The organism is Hymenobacter translucens (genome assembly GCF_020685205.1).
GTDB classification, from domain to species: domain Bacteria; phylum Bacteroidota; class Bacteroidia; order Cytophagales; family Hymenobacteraceae; genus Hymenobacter; species Hymenobacter translucens.
Genome location: NZ_JAJERB010000005.1, coordinates 255,375 through 274,243, shown reverse-complemented (window position 1 = coordinate 274,243; position 18,869 = coordinate 255,375). Strand labels below are relative to the sequence as shown.

19 protein-coding genes and 1 tRNA gene are annotated in these 18,869 nt (G+C 60.8%); 11 read left to right on the top strand and 9 right to left on the bottom strand.

Annotation, left to right across the window (positions count from 1 at the left end; genetic code table 11):
- Positions 1 to 84: 84 nt before the first annotated feature.
- The 4 genes from LJY25_RS13285 to pheS all read right to left on the bottom strand — a co-directional run bounded on the left by LJY25_RS13285 (position 85) and on the right by pheS (position 2,710).
- Positions 85 to 158 (bottom strand) — tRNA-Asn (locus LJY25_RS13285).
- Between the two features lie 94 nt (positions 159 to 252).
- On the bottom strand, positions 253 to 702 hold the full coding sequence (locus LJY25_RS13280) for a hypothetical protein (RefSeq protein WP_227608833.1): 450 nt from the start codon (positions 700 to 702) through the stop codon (positions 253 to 255).
- Positions 689 to 1,570, bottom strand: a complete 882-nt coding sequence (locus LJY25_RS13275; RefSeq protein ID WP_227608832.1) for a 3-hydroxyacyl-CoA dehydrogenase NAD-binding domain-containing protein — start codon at positions 1,568 to 1,570, stop codon at positions 689 to 691. Before LJY25_RS13275 ends, LJY25_RS13280 begins: the two co-directional genes overlap by 14 nt.
- Positions 1,571 to 1,666: 96 nt before the next feature.
- On the bottom strand, positions 1,667 to 2,710 hold the full coding sequence (pheS, locus tag LJY25_RS13270) for a phenylalanine--tRNA ligase subunit alpha (protein WP_227608831.1): 1,044 nt from the start codon (positions 2,708 to 2,710) through the stop codon (positions 1,667 to 1,669).
- 189 nt (positions 2,711 to 2,899) lie between these two features.
- Between pheS and LJY25_RS13265 the strand changes: the two genes are divergently transcribed.
- From LJY25_RS13265 to LJY25_RS13255, 3 genes are all read left to right on the top strand, one after another.
- On the top strand, positions 2,900 to 3,436 hold the full coding sequence (locus LJY25_RS13265; RefSeq protein ID WP_227608830.1) for a hypothetical protein: 537 nt from the start codon (positions 2,900 to 2,902) through the stop codon (positions 3,434 to 3,436).
- Between the two features lie 226 nt (positions 3,437 to 3,662).
- Positions 3,663 to 4,007 (top strand): hypothetical protein, encoded by a 345-nt coding sequence (locus LJY25_RS13260; RefSeq protein ID WP_227608829.1) that lies wholly within the window; start codon positions 3,663 to 3,665, stop codon positions 4,005 to 4,007.
- 136 nt (positions 4,008 to 4,143) lie between these two features.
- Positions 4,144 to 4,755 (top strand): hypothetical protein, encoded by a 612-nt coding sequence (locus tag LJY25_RS13255; RefSeq protein WP_227608828.1) that lies wholly within the window; start codon positions 4,144 to 4,146, stop codon positions 4,753 to 4,755.
- A 105-nt stretch (positions 4,756 to 4,860) separates the two neighbouring features.
- Here the strand turns inward: LJY25_RS13255 and LJY25_RS13250 are convergent, their stop codons facing one another.
- Complete coding sequence (locus tag LJY25_RS13250; protein ID WP_227608827.1) at positions 4,861 to 6,141, bottom strand: M16 family metallopeptidase; 1,281 nt, start codon at positions 6,139 to 6,141, stop codon at positions 4,861 to 4,863.
- Between the two features lie 237 nt (positions 6,142 to 6,378).
- Between LJY25_RS13250 and LJY25_RS13245 the strand changes: the two genes are divergently transcribed.
- From LJY25_RS13245 to ytxJ, 4 genes are all read left to right on the top strand, one after another.
- Positions 6,379 to 8,367: an alpha-ketoacid dehydrogenase subunit alpha/beta gene (locus LJY25_RS13245; protein WP_227608903.1), complete on the top strand. Its 1,989-nt coding sequence runs from the start codon at positions 6,379 to 6,381 to the stop codon at positions 8,365 to 8,367.
- Positions 8,368 to 8,495: 128 nt separating this feature from the next.
- Positions 8,496 to 8,819 (top strand): hypothetical protein, encoded by a 324-nt coding sequence (locus tag LJY25_RS13240; RefSeq protein ID WP_227608826.1) that lies wholly within the window; start codon positions 8,496 to 8,498, stop codon positions 8,817 to 8,819.
- Positions 8,820 to 8,992: 173 nt separating this feature from the next.
- Complete coding sequence (locus LJY25_RS13235) at positions 8,993 to 9,334, top strand: hypothetical protein (RefSeq protein WP_227608825.1); 342 nt, start codon at positions 8,993 to 8,995, stop codon at positions 9,332 to 9,334.
- Between the two features lie 9 nt (positions 9,335 to 9,343).
- Positions 9,344 to 9,691, top strand: coding sequence for a bacillithiol system redox-active protein YtxJ (gene ytxJ, locus LJY25_RS13230; protein ID WP_227608824.1), 348 nt, complete (start codon positions 9,344 to 9,346; stop codon positions 9,689 to 9,691).
- A 73-nt stretch (positions 9,692 to 9,764) separates the two neighbouring features.
- On the opposite strand, the gene LJY25_RS13225 is transcribed toward ytxJ, so the two are convergent.
- The gene (locus tag LJY25_RS13225; protein WP_227608823.1) at positions 9,765 to 10,169 is read right to left on the bottom strand and encodes an OsmC family protein; all 405 of its coding nucleotides are present in this window, start codon (positions 10,167 to 10,169) and stop codon (positions 9,765 to 9,767) included.
- Between the two features lie 141 nt (positions 10,170 to 10,310).
- Here LJY25_RS13225 and LJY25_RS13220 point away from each other — a divergent pair, with 141 nt between their 5' ends.
- Together LJY25_RS13220 and lipA are read left to right on the top strand one after the other, a co-directional pair.
- Entirely contained in the window at positions 10,311 to 11,066 is a 756-nt protein-coding gene (locus LJY25_RS13220; RefSeq protein ID WP_227608822.1) for a hypothetical protein, read from the top strand.
- 115 nt (positions 11,067 to 11,181) lie between these two features.
- Entirely contained in the window at positions 11,182 to 12,075 is an 894-nt protein-coding gene (gene lipA, locus LJY25_RS13215; protein ID WP_227608902.1) for a lipoyl synthase, read from the top strand.
- Positions 12,076 to 12,207: 132 nt separating this feature from the next.
- Here the strand turns inward: lipA and LJY25_RS13210 are convergent, their stop codons facing one another.
- The gene (locus tag LJY25_RS13210) at positions 12,208 to 12,807 is read right to left on the bottom strand and encodes a DUF4136 domain-containing protein (protein WP_227608821.1); all 600 of its coding nucleotides are present in this window, start codon (positions 12,805 to 12,807) and stop codon (positions 12,208 to 12,210) included.
- Between the two features lie 242 nt (positions 12,808 to 13,049).
- On the opposite strand from LJY25_RS13210, the gene LJY25_RS13205 reads away from it, so the two are divergent.
- On the top strand, positions 13,050 to 13,313 hold the full coding sequence (locus LJY25_RS13205; protein WP_227608820.1) for a hypothetical protein: 264 nt from the start codon (positions 13,050 to 13,052) through the stop codon (positions 13,311 to 13,313).
- A gap of 98 nt (positions 13,314 to 13,411) precedes the next feature.
- On the opposite strand, the gene gcvP is transcribed toward LJY25_RS13205, so the two are convergent.
- Positions 13,412 to 16,342: an aminomethyl-transferring glycine dehydrogenase gene (gene gcvP, locus LJY25_RS13200; RefSeq protein WP_227608819.1), complete on the bottom strand. Its 2,931-nt coding sequence runs from the start codon at positions 16,340 to 16,342 to the stop codon at positions 13,412 to 13,414.
- Between the two features lie 205 nt (positions 16,343 to 16,547).
- Between gcvP and LJY25_RS13195 the strand changes: the two genes are divergently transcribed.
- Positions 16,548 to 17,774 carry an NAD(P)-dependent oxidoreductase gene (locus LJY25_RS13195; RefSeq protein ID WP_227608818.1) on the top strand — a complete coding sequence of 409 codons (1,227 nt, stop codon included), beginning with the start codon at positions 16,548 to 16,550 and terminating at the stop codon, positions 17,772 to 17,774.
- Here the strand turns inward: LJY25_RS13195 and LJY25_RS13190 are convergent, their stop codons facing one another.
- Positions 17,775 to 18,605: a DUF1206 domain-containing protein gene (locus LJY25_RS13190; protein WP_227608817.1), complete on the bottom strand. Its 831-nt coding sequence runs from the start codon at positions 18,603 to 18,605 to the stop codon at positions 17,775 to 17,777.
- Between the last annotated feature and the right edge of the window lie 264 nt (positions 18,606 to 18,869).

The window sequence follows — 18,869 nt, the reverse complement described above, 5'->3', positions numbered from 1 at the left end:
GGTCTGGCTGGTGGACGAAGCAAGGCCAGATGGGCCTAAAACACGAATACCCGCCGGTTTTCGGCGGGTATTGCGGTAATGAAGCGCTCCCTCCTGGGCTCGAACCAGGGACCCTCTGATTAACAGTCAGATGCTCTAACCGGCTGAGCTAAGGAAGCGGTTATGGCGGCTTTTAGGCCGTTGCGGGTGCAATATTAAGTAGGTGAGCAACGATATGCAAGGTCTGGCTGAAATTTCTTTTCCTGAAACCAGCTAGTTCGTGATGGTCAGAATGTTGCCCGACAGGTTTGTGGCGTATTGGCGAAGCGGACGGAAGGCCGGACCGCCCTGGGGCTGGCCCAGCAGGCTAAACTGGGAGCGGCAGCACGTATCGGCCAGGAACAGGCGCGACGGATCAATCCGGACCCGGGCGCAGGCGTCGTAGGGCTGGTAAGGGCAGTTTCGCTCGAAGGCGAGGTAGCTGGAGCTGTTCTGCCGCACGATAATCAGACCCTTCACGCCGCCGTTGGTATAGGCTGCGCCATTGTCGGCGCGCAGGGCACTGTACTGCTGGTTCGACAGGTTTATCTGCTCGTTGAAGGAGACGTAAGGAATCAGCGGGTCTCCGGCGCCGGAGTCGGGGCCGCAGCCGGCCAGCAGGTGGGCACTGCCAAGCAGGAGCAGGGCCGCCGCAAAGCCGCGCAGGTAGTTAGGCGTAGTCATAGAATCCTTTCCCGGTTTTGCGGCCGTGGTGGCCGGCATCCACTTTCTGCTGCTGAATACGGCTGGGCCGAAACTTTGGGTCGTAGTGAAACGCCTCAAACATGGCGCTGGTCACCGAAAAGTTGGTGTCGACCCCAATCAGGTCCATCAGCCGGAAAGGGCCCATCCGAAAGCCGCTGGCTTCCAGCAGCTCATCCACCACGGTAAACGGCGCCACCTGCTCTTCTACCAGCTTCAGGCTTTCCACATAGTAGTGGCGGGCCACCCGGTTCACGATAAAGCCCGGCGCATCAGCCGCCCGGACCGGCTTCTTGCCCAGCTGCTCGGCCAGGGCGTGCACGGCGTCGGCCACGGCGGGGGAGGTAGCGGCACCGCTGATAACCTCGACCAGTGCCATCAGCGGAGCCGGGTTAAAGAAGTGCATGCCCACCACGCGCTCCGGATGGGGAACCGGGGCCGCCAGCCGGGTAATGGGCAGCGACGAGGTATTGGACGCCAGAATCGTGGTCGGCGGGTTCAGCGCGGCCAGCTCCTGAAACAGCTGGTGCTTCACGGTCAGCTTTTCCACCACGGCTTCCACAATGAGGTCAGCCTGTACGGTCGACAGGTCAGCGGTGGTACGCAGGCGCTGCAGGGCGGCCTCCCGATTCTCCGGCGTCAGCTTACCTTTTTCCACCAGCTTGCCCAGGCCCGCAGCAATGGCCTGCTCGGCCTTGGTCAGCATGGCGGGGTTGATGTCGAACAGCACCGTCGGGAAGCCGTGCTGCACGCAAATCTGGGCAATGCCAAGCCCCATCGTGCCGGCTCCGACTACCGCAATAGACTTGATAGACTGAAGGGCTGATGTGCTGATGTGCTGATTGTCCATAATAAGGGCGGGCCGGGAAAAACGTGGAAACAGATACAGAGTGGAGAAAAGCCTAGCGTCAGAGCATCAGTACGTTCAACCCACATTAGCACTTCATTAACCCACTCCCTCAAACTGCCGCAGGAAGCGGAGGTCGTTTTCGGTGAACAGGCGCAGGTCCTTGATCTGGTACTTGAGCATGGCAATCCGCTCGATGCCCATACCCCAGGCGTAACCAGTGTAACGCTCGGCATCGATGCCGCATTGCGTGAGCACGTTGGGGTCCACCATGCCGCAGCCCCCGATTTCAACCCAGCCGGACTGCTTGCAGATGTTGCAGCCCGCGCCCTTGCAGATCAGACAGGTGATGTCGATTTCGGCGCTGGGCTCGGTGAAGGGAAAGAAGGAAGGACGGAAGCGGATCTGAATGTCGGCCCCGAACATTTCCTGCACGAAGTAATAGACGGTCTGCTTCAGGTCGGCAAAGCTTACGCCCTCGTCGATGAAGATGCCTTCCACCTGGTGAAACATCATGTGGGCCCGGGCCGAAATAGCTTCGTTGCGGAACACCCGCCCGGGCATGATGCTACGAATGGGCGGGGGTTGGTTTTCCATCACCCGCACCTGTACCGTGCTGGTGTGGGTGCGCAAGAGAAAGTCGCTGGTGGGGTTGGCCGGGTCGCGGGTCACGAAGAAGGTGTCCTGCATATCCCGGGCCGGGTGGTTGTCGGGGAAGTTGAGGGCGGTGAAGTTGTGCCAGTCATCCTCGATTTCCGGACCCTCCGCCACGTTGAAGCCGATGCGGCCAAAAATGCGCACCATCTCTTCCCGAACCAGTGACAGCGGATGCCGGGTGCCCAGGGCCTGGGGCACGGTCGGCAGGGTGTAGTCGAAGAACGGGTCGGCGGGGGCGTTGTTGGCAGCCGATTCCAGCTCTTCCTGGCGCTGGGTGAACCGGGCCAGGGCCAGCTGCTTGAGCTGGTTCAGCTCCTGGCCCACGGCCCGGCGCTCATCCTGGGGTACGGACTTGAGCTGGTCAAACAAATCGGCCAGCTGCCCCTTGCGGCCGGTGTAAGCCAGGCGGAACTGGTCGAGTTGCTCGGCCGTGCTGATATCGTACGCTTCAATCTCGGCCCGCAGCCGCGTAATGTTCTCGTGCATAGTGGCGCAAAGGTAAGGGTCCCGGCATCAGGAATAAAGCCGCGCCGGAAGGTGGAGAAAGCGGGTTTAAAAAACTTGGTACGGTTGTAGTAATAACCCCCAATATGCGCCATTAGGAAGAAAGGGGACGCCTTTTCTGTATCCAGTCAGGCCCCCGACTTTTTCTTCTACGCTGAAAAAATCTTTCTCATGAACCGCTTCCTTTTCCCCGCATTCCTGGCCGCTGCTCTGCTGACCTCTTCTTTCTCCCAGGCCCAATCCAAAAAGGCTCCCGTCCTGCGCGACGCCGACGGCTGGCCTATCGAAGCACCCGCTGCCCAGGCTCAGCCTGAGCAGGCCGCTCCTGCTACGCTCTCGGGTTGGGAAACGGCCGTAGCCGCCGAACAGAAGCCCAGCTACAACACCGGCTGGATGAGCGCGCCCGGCATGAGCCTGAGCGTGCACCATAAGCCCAGCACCGACTGGTGGGGTCGCCCGCTCAAGAAAAAGGCTGCCAAGAACACGACGGCCACGGTTGCTGCGGTCAGCACGCCCGAAGCGGAAGATCCGATGATGCGCTCTTCGGGCGTAATGGCTGCTCCCGGCATGAACACGGCCCCCTACCGGGCTGCCAGCACCGATTACCAGGGGCGTCCGCTCCGCAAGGCAAGCAAAGGGGAGTCCACCCTGGGCAGCCAGGTAAACCAGTCGATGCCCGTGGCGTCGGTAGCCACCGCCAGCGAGTAACCACCCGTTTTGGGGCGAGGCAGCCGGATCCGGCTGATCCTTATTGATAATAGATCCGGAAATCCGGCTGGGCGTAGGTCCGGCCGGATTTTTGTTTATGAGCCCGGACCAGGCCCGGCGCTGCATCCGCTCTTCGAATTATGTCCAGGTTGCGCCGCGCGGTGCGCTGCTGCGTATAGCCGCGTTGAGTACAAGAGAGTTATCATTCACCTTAATCTTTCCTCAGATGCTGAAGCCCCGCCACCTTTACCTGATTCTGTTCCTGCTTTGCCTGGGAATTTCAACTGCCGAAGCCCAGCGCAAAGTCCGCAACCGGGCCGGGGCCTATAGCCGCTACGACCGGTCGGGCCGGCGCAATGAGGAAACCCTGAAGCTCGCCCCGGGGCTGCGCCTCAACATGCCCAGCCCTCCTACCACCGACTACATGGGCCGGCCCCTGAAAAAGAAGCCTGCCCCAGCCCGGACCAGCAGTGCCACTTCCCTGGCCGCCAGCACCCCGGCAGTAGCAAAGCCCCGAAAAAAAGCGCCGACGAAAGTCCGCATGAGAAAGCTGAAAACCCACCGCAGATAGTTAACTTGCGCTCCGGTAGCGGTATTAGCAAAGCGTTCTACATAAACTTTGCACGCAGCGAGGCACTTTCACGCATGAAAAAACGTATGAAAGCTCGGAGCAATATTGCCTTTCCACTGACGTTAAGCCTCCTGATATGAAACGGTTCACTTTCTCCTGCCTGGTGTTGGCTGCCTTGTTGGCTGGCCCGGCTGCGATGGCCCAGAAGTCCTCGGCCAAAAAATCCCCGGCTAAGAAGACCGCGGTTAAAAAAACCTCTACGCCAGCTGCGGAAGCAGCACCCGCGGTAGAAGAAGCGGTAGCTGAGCCCGCAACGGCTGAGGCGTCTCCCGCTCCGGCCCCCATGGCGGCTGGCCCGGCTCCTGAAGCGCCCCAGGCCATGAGCTTCTCCATTGCTCCCGGCTTCTCGGCTGCTCCCACCAAGCGTCCTACCACTGACTACCGCGGCCGCCCCAAGGCTCCCTACGTACGTCGCGTAGTTAGCTACACCGAGCCCACTGCCGCCGCTCCGATGGCTCCCCCGGTTGCTGAGCCTGCCGTAACGCAGCCCGCAGCAGCTCCGGCCGCCGCTGGTTCGTTTAATGCTACGGCAACCAAAAGCGCCGGTGGCGCAACGGCTACCGGCACGAAGAAAGCAGCTGCCGCCAGCGGCACTACTGCTCCGGCCGCGCCTAAGAAAGCCGCCGCACCCGCCAAGAAGAAAGCTGCTAACAACGGCTGGGGTGATTCCGGCAGCAGCGGCTGGTAAGCAAAGTATGCTCCGCTCAACCCGGTACAGCCGGGTGTGGAAATAAGAAAAAGGCCCGCACTGTTGTTCAGTGCGGGCCTTTTTCTTGGCTGCGTGCAGCCCGATCTATTCTTCTGCTTCCGCCAGCACCGAGGCCTGAGCGGGGCTCGGCGTCAGGGCCCGATAGTAAAGCGTGCTGCTGTTTTCGGGGCGGAGGACTTCCTGGGCGGCGGCCAGCACGGCACCAGGGGTAACGGCCTGTACCCGGGCACTTTCTTCGTTCACGAGGTTGGCGTTGCCGATCAGCTTGCTATAGGCTAGGTTCATGGCCCGGTTTAGCAGCTCGATTTCGCCAAACACGATACCGGCTTCGGCCTGGTTTTTTACTTTTTCCAGCTCCTGCCCGGGAATAAGACTTTCTCGCAGCTCGGCCAGCACGTCGGCCACAGCAGCATCGGCTTCCTCCAGCGTCACATCGGCGTTAAGCTTTCCGCTGACCACCAGCAGTCCCGGCTCCAGGGAGCCGGTGCAGGAAGCAGAAACCGAGTTGAAGAGGGGCCGCTCCTTGACTAGGCGCTGGTACAGGCGCGACGACTTGCCCCGGCCCAGAATGTCAGCCAGCAGGTCCACGGCGTAATATGACTCGTCGGCGCGGCTTGGAATGTGGTACACCTGGTAGAAGGCACTGAGCGGCACATCGGCGGTGACTTCGAGCTTGCGCGGCGCGGTTTGCCGGGGCTCAGCCGGCAGTCGCCGCTCGTAGCGGACCCCGGCGGGAATCGGCTCAAACCACTTCTCGGCCAGGCGCCGCGCTTCGGCTACCGTCACGGCTCCGGCCACGACCAGGATGGCGTTGGCAGGGGAGTAATGCTTGTTGAAAAAGCCCCGCACATCGTCCATGACGGCATTTTCGATGTGACTGATTTCCTTGCCGATGGTGGGCCACTGGTACGGGTGCACTTGGTAGGCCAGGGGGCGCAGCTTCAGCCAGACGTCGCCGTAGGGCTGGTTGAGGTAGTTCTGCTTGAACTCCTCAACGACCACCTTGCGCTGCACTTCCAGACCGTTTTCCGAAAAAGCCAGGCCCAGCATCCGGTCTGACTCCAGCCAGAAGCCGGTTTCCAGGTTCGGGGCCGGCAGGGTAAGGTAATAGTTGGTGATGTCGGCGGACGTAAAGGCATTGTTTTCGCCGCCCACCATCTGCAGGGGCTCGTCGTAGTTCGGAATGTTGACCGAGCCCGAGAACATCAGGTGCTCGAACAGGTGGGCAAAACCGGTGTGGCCGGGGTCTTCGTCGCGGGAGCCCACGTTGTACATCACGTTGAGGACCGCAATGGGCGTGGTGTGGTCTTCGTGCACGATGCAGCGCAGACCGTTGGCGAGAGTAAATTCTTCGAAATGAATCATGCAGGGGGAAGACAGTAGCAGGAAAAGCCGGGCGAGGCCCCAAGATAGAGTATAACCGGCGCTACGGGGCCGAGGTTTCACCGCCCCGGCATTCGGGAGGGCAGCGGGGAAAGCAAGCCGGCAGAGCGCCTTGCCATGCGCTATACGCGCCGCGGGCGGCTGCTTGCTTTAACTGTCGTTTCCTTCCAACCCAAACCCGTACTTTTGGCCCTGCCATCTACCCACCCGCTTCCCTTTATGAACTTCGACCGGAAAGACTACTCCCAGGACGTCCTGCTGCACTTGTACCAGGGGCTGCTGAAGCCCCGCATGATTGAGGAGAAAATGCTGATTCTGCTTCGCCAGGGTAAAGTCAGCAAGTGGTTCTCGGGCATCGGGCAGGAAGCCATTTCGGTGGGCAGCACCCTGGCGCTCAACTCCGACGAGTACATTCTGCCGCTGCACCGCAACCTGGGCGTGTTTACCGGCCGCAATATTCCGCTCGACCGCCTCTTCACGCAGTGGCAGGGCAAGACCACCGGCTTTACCAAGGGCCGGGACCGGAGCTTCCACTTCGGCACCAACGAGCACCACATCGTGGGCATGATCAGTCACCTGGGTCCCCAGCTGGCCGTAGCCGACGGCATTGCCCTGGCCGACCTGCTGGACCAGGCACCCCGCGTCACGCTAACCTACAGTGGGGATGGCGGCGCCTCGGAGGGCGACTTCCACGAGGCCCTGAACGTGGCCGCCGTGTGGCAGCTGCCGGTCATCTTCATGATCGAAAACAATGGCTACGGCCTTTCCACGCCCAGCAACGAGCAGTTCCGCCACCGCTTCTTTATCGACAAGGGCCCGGCCTACGGCATGGAAACCGCGCAGGTGGACGGCAACAACGTGCTGGAAGTGTACGACACGGTGCGTCGCCTGGCCGAGGATATGCGCCAGAACCCCCGCCCGGTGCTCATCGAGGCCCTCACGTTCCGGATGCGGGGCCACGAGGAAGCCTCCGGTACCAAGTACGTGCCCCAGGAGCTGTTTGAGGAATGGGCCCAGAAGGATCCGGTCGAAAACTACGAGAAGTGGCTGATGGCCGAAGGCATCCTTGACGAGGAGGGCCGCAGCCGGTTCCGCGAAACCATCAAGCGCGAAATTGAGGAAGGCCTGCGCATTGCCGACGAAACGCCGATGCCCACTGCCAACGTGGAAGAGGAAATTGCCGACATGTACCGCCCCTTCCAGCCCGACGCGTCGCTGCACCTGACAACGGACAACGAACAACCGACAACTGAAAAACGCTACGTCGACGCCATTTCCGACGGTCTGCGCCAGAGTATGGAGCGCTTTCCCGAGCTAGTGCTGATGGGCCAGGACATCGCCGAGTACGGCGGCGTCTTTAAGGTGACGGAAGGCTTCGTGGCCCAGTTCGGCAAGGGCCGGGTGCGCAATACGCCGCTGTGCGAGTCGGCCATTGTGGGCACCGGGCTGGGCCTTTCCATCCGGCAGAAGAAAGCCATGGTGGAAATGCAGTTCGCCGATTTTGTGACCTGCGGCTTCAACCAGATCATCAACAACCTGGCAAAAAGCCACTACCGCTGGGGCCAGAATGCCGATGTGGTGGTGCGCATGCCTACCGGCGCCGGGTCAGCCGCCGGGCCGTTCCACTCCCAGAGCAACGAGGCCTGGTTTGTGCACACGCCCGGCCTGAAGGTGGTGTATCCGAGCAACCCGCACGATGCCAAGGGCCTGCTCGCCGCGGCCATCGAGGACCCTAATCCGGTTATCTACTTCGAGCACAAGATGCTTTACCGCTCCATCAGCGGCCCGGTGCCCGACGCGTACTACACGGTGCCCATCGGCAAGGCTGCCCTGGTGCGCGAAGGCGAGGAACTGAGCATCATCACCTACGGCATGGGTGTGCACTGGGCTCAGGACCTGGCCCGGGAGCTGGACCTGAATGCCGACATTCTGGATCTGCGCACCCTGTTGCCCTGGGACCAGGAGGCGGTGCGGGATACCGTGCAGAAAACCGGCCGCGTGATTCTGCTCCACGAGGACACGCTTACGGGCGGCATTGGGGGCGAAATTGCGGCCTGGATTGCCGAGCACTGTTTCGAGTACCTCGACGGTCCGGTGCAGCGTGTGGCCTCGCTTGACACGGCCATTCCGTTTGCGCCCCCGCTTGAAAAAGCCTTCCTGCCCCAGCAGCGTCTGCGGCAGCAGGTTGAGAAGATGCTGGCGTACTAAGAGCTGACTGCTGCTAGCGACCTACTAGTCGGTTCAGGAGCGGCGAAGCGGCTTAGGGGGCTGATTTCTTATTCCGTAGCTGGGCCTTCGTATCTTCCCGGACCTGCTTTGGGCTTATCCCGTTTTTTATGAACTCATCTTTCTGGCATTGGGTGGTGCGCTCGGTTGGGTTGCTGCTGCTGAGTGGGCTGCTGCTGTCCGTATCCTGCCACCCGTACCGGCTGCCTACGCCTCAGGGGCCGTCTCAGCCCAAGGTGAAGCGCGGTGTGCTCAAACCCAAAGGCGACGAAAACGCTGACGGCACGGTGACGAGCAACGAGAAAACCGAGTTGAAGGTGCAGCGCAACAGCTACGACAAGAACGGCCTGCTTAAAAAAGAAAAGTACGAGCGGCGACGACTGAAAAAAAAGGTGGGATACCGCTCGTTTCTCGGAATTCCGCTGCCCTTTTGATTCTGTCAAGCTTATTTCACCGGTTTAGGGGGCGTTTCCGGCGGCCTCTGACAATGCGGGCTTAAACTCCGGCCCCGAATCGGAGTTTTACGTACAAGGTTAATTGAAGCCGGCGCCGGGCACCTTTCGGCGCGTACGTACCCTGTCCATACAAGCTGTTTAACTGTCTGCCTATGCGCCAAGTACTTACTACCCTTCTCCTGCTGTTGATTGCCACGGCCTCCATGGCCCAGATCCAGCACCTGAGTCCTGCCCAGATACGGGCGGAAACCCGCAAAGCCCTGCGCGACGCCAGGGAGTACGATGCCAAGCACAAAGCCGATTACAAAGAGTCCCACCTCGACGTCAGCCGGATCGACCTCAAGCGGGGCGACGGCGGGCAGGAGGCCCACGTGGAAGACGGCCGCGAAACCTACCAGTTTGACAATACCGGCACCCCGCGGGTAAGCGACCCGACCTATGGGGCCGCCCGCGTCCGGACCAAGAAAAAGGAAACCAAAGTCCCTAAGGAATAATCTCAGTCTATGTCCACCCCCTGGCAGCCTCTTACCCAAGTAGAACAGTTGGATGCCCTTGTGCAGGAATCGCACGAGCATCCGGTGTTGATTTTCAAGCACAGCACGTCCTGCTCGATCAGCGCGGCGGCCAAGAGCAAGCTGGAGCGGCAATGGCCGGAGGCTGATTTGCCTGCCGAAGCCAAGCTATATTACCTCGACCTGCTCCGCTACCGTCCCATCTCCGGCGAAATTGCCGAGCGGTTCGGGGTCCGGCACGAGTCGCCCCAGCTGCTGCTGATCCAGGACGGAGAGTGCCGCTACGATGCCTCCCACATGGGCATCCGCCTAAGCGAGGTGAAAGGACTGGTAAAATAGTAAATGAGGCGCAGTTAGTCGGGATGCCCCTATCGGCACATCCCGACTAACTGCGCCTCATTTTCCCTTCCTGCTACTCGTACCGGAACTGAACCTCCTGCCGGATTTCGGGGTTCAGGCTTAAGGCTACCGGACAGGTGCGGGCAGCATTTTCCAGGATCGTGCGCTCTTTGGCGCTGAGGGTGGCCGGCAGTCGGAACTGCAGGTCAATCTGGGCGATGCGCCGGGGCTCGGCCGCCATGTGCTTGGTTACGTCGAACGTAGTGCCGGTCAACTCCAGCCCCAGCCGGGCGGCGGCAATGCCCATAATGGTCATCATACAGGTGCCCAGGGCAGTGCTGACCAGGTCGGTGGGGGAGAAGGCCTCGCCCCGGCCGTGGTTATCGACGGGGGCGTCGGAGAGTATCTGGGCACCAGAGGCTGTGTGCGTGGCTTCGGTGCGGAGTTGGCCGTTGTAACGGGCGGTAGCAGTGGTCATAATCAGAAGGATGGCAAGACAATGGTGGTAAATTTACGTACTTTAGGCTGGGCGGTCTTTCAGCCCGCACCAACCCTGGTTTCTTTCTCTACTTTAGCTTTTTCGCAGGCTGTGCGCAAATTATCCATATTCGGCCTTTTTTTGGTAAGTGGCTTAGCCGCAGCCCCGTCTGCGCAGGCACAGTCGGCCAGCGGCAGCGACTCGCCTACGTTTGGCAAGGAGTTTACTTACGGGGTTAACTTCAACACCCAGGGTGGCCTGATCGGTGGCGTTTCCGTGCGCTCAACCCGCGTACTCAATGAGCAGTGGTCCCGCTTCTGGGGCGTGGAAGGCGTGGAAGTAAAGCACCCCAAGGAGCAGCACTTCGTAACCAACAGCGGAGGCTCGGTTGTAATGGGAAAGACCAACTACCTGTTCGTGCTTCGCCCGTCGGTGGGCCTGCAGCGCGTCATCTTCCGAAAAGCCCCCGACTCCGGAGTACAGGTGAACGGCCTCGTTGGCGCCGGCCCTTCCATCGGGCTGCTCATGCCTTACTATATCACCTACGATTATACCCTGCGCGACAGCGGAGGCCATGCGTTGTCGCCGGAGGATATCCGCTCCGAGCAGTACAACCCGGACACGCACACCAAGCTTGAAAAGGTACTTGACCGCTCGCCGGTGTTTTCGGGTATCTCCGAAACCAAGCCCAACATCGGTGCCCACCTGCGCGGGGCGCTGAGCTTTGAGTACGGACGTTACCGCGAGGCCGTGGCCGGGGTCGAAACCGGTTTTCTGTTCGAGGCCTATACCAAGCGCCTCACCATTCTGCGCGACCGGCTGGAGCCCGACTCCCGCCTGAGCACGAATTTCTTTCCTTCGGTTTACCTCACCATCTACCTGGGGCACCGGAACTAGTACAGACAGGCACAGCGTGGTTGAAAGCGGAAAGCATTTGTTCGCCGAAGCGGTTTAAGCACCAACGAACAACTGCCAACTGACAACTAACGACTATTTTTGCAGCATGGATGATCTGCTGATGTTGCCTGTAATTCAGCCCGAAGCTGCGGCTCCGGCGCGTCCCCGCAAGCCCGACTGGCTGCGGGTAAAGCTCCCGGTGGGCCCGGAGTACGCCAGCGTACGCCGCCTGGTGGATGAGCATAAGCTCCACACAATCTGCGAGAGCGGCAACTGTCCGAACATGGGCGAGTGCTGGGGAGCCGGTACGGCTACCTTTATGATTCTGGGCAACGTGTGCACGCGCTCCTGCTCGTTCTGCGCCGTGGCCACCGGCCGCCCCACCGAATACGATACCGATGAGCCCCGCCGGGTGGCCGAAGCCATTCAGCTGATGGGCGTCAAGCACGCCGTCATTACCTCCGTAAACCGCGACGAACTCAAAGACCGGGGCGCCAGCATCTGGCACGAAACGGTGGTGCGCATCAAGCAGCTTTCCCCCGCTACTACCATTGAGACCCTGATTCCGGACGTGAAGGCGAACTGGGCTGCGTTGGATACCATGATTGCCGGCGGGCAGGAAGTGGTGTCGCACAATGTGGAAACCGTGGGCAGCCTGTACCGCCTGGTTCGTCCCCAGGCCAAGTACGACCGTAGCCTGGAGCAGATCCGTCGCACCAAGGATGCCGGCAAGCGCACCAAATCGGGCATTATGCTGGGGCTGGGCGAAAAGCCGGAGGAAGTGTATAAGGCCATGGACGACCTCGTCGTAAACGGGCTCGACATCCTGACCCTGGGCCAGTACCTGCAGCCTACCAAGCGCCACCTCGAAGTAGCCGAGTTTATTCACCCCGACCTGTTTGCCCACTACCGGGAAGAGGGCCTGGCCCGCGGCCTGAAGTACGTGGAAAGCGGCCCGCTGGTACGCAGCTCCTACCACGCCGAGCGGCACGTGAACGTGCCCATCTAGGTTGCCGCCAAAAACGCCAAAAGAACCGCCCCGTGGCTTCCGAGCCGCGGGGCGGTTCTGCGTTACCCGGGGCATGAAAAAAGCCCCTCCTGGCTGGGAGAGGCTTTTTGTCGATTGAGAGCTGACGGCAGTTTAGCGGCGGTCAGCGGTGTTATCCTGCGGAGGATAGGTGCTCAGAATGCCGCCCACAATGTGGAAGACTTCCGGCTCGGAAATAGTCTGCTGGTCTACCTGGGCCTGTCCGTAGCCGCGCCAGGCGAGTTCTTTGCGCTTGGCATCAATGATGTCGATGATAACCGAGCCGGCTTTGTAGTCGGTAACGGGCGACATTGTGCGGCCCATCCCATAGTAGGCGTAGCGGTAAGCGAAGGGCGAGTTGTAGTACGGGTCGATGCGCTGTTTGTCTTCAACTTTGGCGTTGTAGGCAACATACACATCCGGGTTTTTCTCCACGCGGGTCAGGCCTTTCTTCACCATCTCCGACTCTACTGCCGTGCGCAGGCGCTTGTCGAGAAAGGAGTCGTAGCCTTTGGCCGGACCACCTTCCGTATCGGTGGGCTGCTGCGGGTACCAGGCCCAGGTTTTGTAGTTGCGGAAGTTGACGGAATGGTCGAAATCCGAGGTTACGCCCACCCGGGCGGAAGAAGCGCAACTGGTAACGCCCAGCAACAGGGAAAGACCAACGGCTGCCATAGCAACCGGTCGGGCAAGAAAGCGGGTGATTACGTTCATGGCGATTATTCGATAGGTTAGTGAGGAGCCTGAGGGGTCGGTAAATTTGCCTGGGAAGGCTGAGACCCCCTTTTTTAGCTCTGTTTAGTAAACAGAGCAGGCTCCGGCAACGTTCCCGGCGAATAGCTTCAGCGCCGGTCAGGCAGGATTTTTTATGATCTATTCATTTTCACCTGAAAACTCCGCTATCTTCAGGAGCCTAAACCCGTGCTATGAACCGACTTTTCCTCTCTCTCTGCAGCTTGACCCTTCTTGCTTCCTGCAGCGCCGCCAATGAAGGCCGTACCTCCAAAGCTGACCGTGGCCCCGTGGCCCACAATGCCATTGTGGAGTGCATTCTCTACGACGGAATGACGAAAACCTCGCCGCAGCTGACCACCGTTGCCGCCGGCAGCGAAGTCCAGGTCATGGACACCGTAGATGCCTACTTCGTGAAGGCCCGGGTAACCAGGGATGGAAAGGTGATGAATGGGTACATGTACCGGACCTGCTTTCCGGACCGTTGATCTGATGCCCTGAGGGGTTGCGCTGCTAGTGCAGTAACCCCATAAAAAAGCCCGGAACCGTAGGTTCCGGGCTTTTTTGTTGCGGCATTCCGCGCAGGTTAGTGCGAGGGCGCAGCGTCTACTTTTACCTCGTGCTCCGGCTCATCGGCGTAAGCCTCAATCGGGGTGCAGGCGCAGATCAGGTTCCGATCACCAAAGGCCGAGTCGATGCGCGATACCGAGGGCCAGAACTTGGCGGCGCGGGCAAACGCACTCGGATAAACAGCCTGCTCCCGGGTGTAGGGCCGGTCCCAGGTTTCGCTCATCACCACGGCTGCCGTGTGGGGCGCATGCTTGAGCACGTTGTTCTTGGCGTCGGCGCGGCCTTCTTCCACGGCCCGCACTTCCTCCCGAATCGAAATCATAGCCTCGCAGAAGCGGTCCAGCTCCTCTTTGCTTTCCGATTCGGTCGGCTCCACCATCAGCGTACCCGCTACCGGGAACGACACGGTGGGTGCATGGTAGCCATAGTCCATCAGGCGCTTGGCCAAGTCCTCCACCTCGATACCGGCCTTCTTGAACTGCCGGCAATCCAGGATCATCTCGTGGGCGCAGCGGCCGTTCTTGCCCGAGTACAGCACGGGGTAGTGCTCCTCGAGGCGGGCCTTGATGTAGTTGGCGTTCAGAATGGCAATCTGCGTGGCGCGCTTCAGCCCCTCACCGCCCATCATCGAGATGTAGGCGTAAGAGATAGGCAGAATGCTGGCCGAGCCCCAGGGAGCCGCCGAAACGGCACCAATGGCTTTCTCGTGGCCTACTTCCACCACCGCATGGCCGGGCAGGTAAGGAGCCAGATCGGCAACCACGCCGATGGGACCAACGCCGGGGCCACCGCCGCCGTGGGGGATGCAGAAAGTTTTGTGCAGGTTCAGGTGGCACACGTCGGCCCCGATGGTAGCCGGCGAGGTCAGGCCCACCTGGGCGTTCATGTTGGCGCCATCCATGTACACCCGGCCACCGTGCTGGTGGATGGTGTTGCAGATATCGATGATGGTTTCCTCGTACACGCCGTGCGTGCTCGGGTACGTCACCATCAGGCACGAGAGGTTATCGGCGTGCTGCTCGGCTTTGGCTTTCAGGTCGGCTACATCGATGTTGCCATCCTCAGTGCTTTTCACGACTACCACCTGCATGCCGGCCATAACGGCCGAGGCGGGATTAGTGCCGTGGGCCGAAGCCGGAATCAGGGCAATGTTGCGGTGGCCGTGGCCCCGGCCTTCGTGGTAGGCGCGGATAACCAGCAGACCGGCGTATTCGCCCTGGGCGCCCGAGTTGGGCTGCAGGCTCACGGCCGCGAAGCCGGTCACCTCGCACAGCCAGCTTTCCAGGTCGTTGAAGATCTGGGTGTAGCCCTTGGCCTGCTCACGCGGGGCGAAGGGGTGGAGGGAGCCGATTTCCGGCCAGGTCACCGGAATCATCTCGGCGGTGGCGTTGAGCTTCATTGTGCACGAGCCCAGCGGAATCATGGAGTGCGCCAGCGACACGTCCTTGTTCTCAAGGTGCTTCATGTAGCGCAGAATCTCGTGCTCAGCATGGTGGCTGTTGAAGATCGGGTGGGTGAGGTACTCACTCTGGCGAATCAGGCTCTCGGCCCAGTTTACCGTTACTTCCCCAGGCAGCGTCAGCTCCGCTTTAGCATTCTTACCCAGCACCTTGGCAAACACGGCCACGATGTCGGCCACGTCCTCAACGTCGGTGTTCTGGTGCAGGGAGATGCCTACGCGGGCCGAACCGTGCTCCTCGAAGTACCGGAAGTTGATGCCGGCGGCTTCGGCTTCCTGTTTAATGGCAGCCTGCAGCTCGGGGCTTTCCAGCTTGATGTCCAGCGTGTCGAAGTAGAACTCGTTACGCTGGTCGAGGCCCAAAGCGTTCAGCTCGGCTTCCAGCAGCTGGGCATGGGCATGGATGTTGGCGGCAAACTGACGCAGGCGCTCCGGACCGTGGTAGACGGCAAACATGCCGGCCAGCACGCTCAGCAGTACCTGGGCGGTGCAGATATTGGAGGTAGCTTTTTCACGGCGGATGTGCTGCTCCCGGGTCTGCAAAGCCATGCGGTAGGCCTTATTGCCGGTTGCGTCGATGCTCTGCCCGATGATGCGGCCGGGGATGACGCGCTTAAAGGCATCCTTGGTAGCCAGGAAGCCGGCGTGGGGGCCGCCGTAGCCCATCGGTACGCCAAAGCGCTGAGAGTTGCCCACGCAGGCGTCGGCACCCATCTCACCGGGAGGAGTGAGCAAAGTCAGGGCCATCAGGTCGGCGGCCACGCTGACGAACAGGCCGTTGTCGTGGGCCTTGCTGATGAAGTCGGTGTAGTCGTACACGGCGCCGTCGGCGGCGGGGTACTGCAGCATGGCACCGAACAGGGCCTCGTCGGTGAGGTCGGCCTGGCGGTGGTCACCCACGACCAGCTCAATGCCCAGCGGGGTAGCCCGGGTGCGGAGCACGTCGATGGTCTGGGGAAGCACCTGCTCCGAAACGAAGAACCGGGTAGCGTTCTTCTTCTTGCTCTGGGAGTGGAACATGTTCAGCACCTCGGCGGCGGCCGTTCCTTCGTCGAGCAGGGAGGCATTGGCAATTTCCAGGCCCGTCAGGTCAATGACCATGGTCTGGTAGTTGATCAGGGCTTCGAGGCGGCCCTGGGCAATTTCGGCCTGATAGGGCGTGTAGGCGGTGTACCACCCCGGGTTTTCCAGGATGTTGCGCTGAATCACGGCCGGCAGGGACGTGTCGTGGTAGCCCAGGCCGATGTAGTTTTTAAAGATCTTGTTCTGACCGGCAATCTGCTTGAACTTGGCCAGGAAGGCCCGCTCGGTGAGGGCCGCCGGCAGGTTCAGCTCCCGCTTGAGGCGGATGGCCGCCGGCACGGTTTCGTCAATCAGCTGCTCGATGGAATCGACGCCAACTACGCGCAGCATCTCGGCTACGGCTTGGGCATCAGGGCCGTTGTGACGGTCCACGAAAACATCGGCTGGCTTGGTTTTCAAAAGCATAGAAGAAGGGTGAGAATGAGAAAGTGCAGGGTAATGAAAAGGCCAGGGCCGGCTGCCAGGGCACCAGAATGGGATGAATCCCGGAAAAATGGACTTAACGCGCTGTGCGCGTAGAGCAAAGGTAAGGTGAAAAGCCGATGCGGCATTGGCCGCAGAAGCCGTAGTTTTGTCTTACTTCGGCCCGCCTACCCCAAACCCCACTCCGATGAAAAAAGTTAAAATTGGCATCATCCGCGAAGGAAAAACTCCTCCCGACCGGCGCGTGCCCCTGACGCCCAAAAAGTGCGTGGAAGCGCAGGCAACCTTCGACGGACTGGAAGTGGTGGTGCAAAGCAGTGAGATTCGCAGCTACGCCGACCAGGAATACCGCGACCTGGGCATCGACGTGCGTCCCGATCTGTCGGACTGCGACATTCTGATGGGCGTGAAGGAGGTGCCGGTCAACCAGCTGATTCCGAACAAGACTTACCTGTTCTTCTCCCATACCGTGAAAAAGCAGCCCGCCAACCGGGAGCTGCTCCGGCAGGTGCTGGCCAAGAATATTACCCTGGTCGACTATGAGCTGCTCACCAACGAGCAGGGCGAGCGGATCGTCGCCTTCGGGCGCTATGCCGGCATCGTGGGGGCCTACAACGGGCTACTCACCTACGGGCGCAAGCATGGCCTCTACGAGCTGAAGCCCGCCTGGCAGTGCGTCGACATGGACGACATGCAGGAGGAGTACTTTAAGGTGCGGGCCCTGCCGCCCATCAAGATTGCCGTGACGGGCTCGGGGCGCGTGGCCCAGGGGGCGCTGGAAGTGCTTAACCGCATGGGCATCCGCAAGGTGAGCGTCTACGACTACCTCTACCTTACCTTTACCGAACCGGTTTATGCCCAGCTCGGCTCCTCCGACTACAACGCCCGCCGCGACGGCCGCGTCTGGGATACGCCTGATTTTCACCGCAACCCCCACCTTTATCAGTCCACTTTCGGAAAGTTTCTGCCCGTTACCGACCTGCTCATTGCCTGCGCCTACTGGCACCCCAGCGCCCCGCAGCTGTTCTCCGAAGCCGATACCCGCCGTCCTGACTTCCGCATCGACACCATTGCCGACGTCACATGCGATGTAGACGGCTCTATTCCCTGCACCAAGCGCAGCAGCAGCATCTCGGACCCGGTATTCGACTATAACCCGCAGACCGGGGAGCTGGAAGCGCCGTATTCACGGACCAACAACATCACCATCATGGCAGTGGATAACCTGCCCTGCGAACTGCCCCGCAACGCCTCCCGGGACTTCGGCCGCCAGCTGCTCGACAACGTGTTTCCGCACCTGCTCAGCGGCGATGACGACGCGGTGATTGAGCGGGCTACCATTGCCCGCAGCGGGCAGCTGATGCCCCGCTATGAGTACCTGGCTGACTACGTGGCTGAGGCAGTATCGGCTTAATCAGATACCACGCAGTACGGGGTAACGGGCCTGCACCAGCATAAACAAGCCGTAGGCAATAAGGCCGGCCGCTACGATGCCCAGCACGAAGGACCCCATCGAGGCAAGCAGGTCAAAGGCCTCGTGCGTGCTGCCCACGGCGCCGGCGCGGGACTGTTGGCCGGCCTGCACGAAGAAGTAGCCGATAATACCGAGCACAATGCCCCGGGCGGTAAAGCCGACCTGCCCGGCCCGGTACACCAGCCGCTGCTGCCCCGGGGAAAGGCTGGTTGCGTTGACGTCCTTCTGGAACTTGCCGGCGTAGGCCCGGTAGATCTGGTACAGCCCGCTGCCGATAATAATAAGCCCCAACAGAATAATCAGCCAGTCGCCATTCGGCCAGCCCAGGACTTTGGCGGTCAGGCTCTGGGACGTGTTGCCACCCTGGCTGGCCTGCCCGTTCAGGGCTAGGCGGGCAGCGTACAAAGCCAGGCCGCTGTAGAACAGGCCACTGCCGATGTACCAGAGCCGCAGGCCCACGCCTTTGGCGCCGGAGCCCTTGCCTTCCGTGTCGCGGATGGCCTGAGTGAAGCGCCAGATGATGTAGCCCAGCAGGCCAAAGGCAATGAGCCCAAGCAGGATGCTGCCACCGGGCAGGTCCTGCAGGTGATGCACGGCCTCTTCCTTATCGGTGCGGGCGCCCTCGCTCTGGCCCGCGGCGGCCAGCAGCGCCAATACGCCCATCAGCAGATACACGATGCCGATGGCAGCAAAGCCCAGGCGGGCCATTGTTTTGATGCCACTCGATGGGGATGTGGGAACGGCAGAGAGCAGAGTGTCGGTCGTGGTCATAGGAAAAGAAAAGGAACGTTCCCTTCCCTACGCAGAAACGCGGCGCAATGGTTGAGCCCGCTGGCAGCACCAAGGGCCTTCCCCTGAATGGAAAGGTCCCGGTAGTCGTAGCTGATAAAAGCTAGAAGGTGCGGTCAACGCAGGTTGTCATGCCGCTCCTGACCTGTTCAGCGCTTGCCTGGTGGTAGCCAAATCTTTTAATTTCCAGTGCTCTGCGTATCAATAATTTGGTTTAAAAGGAGCCCGCTTTCACGGCTGAACTTC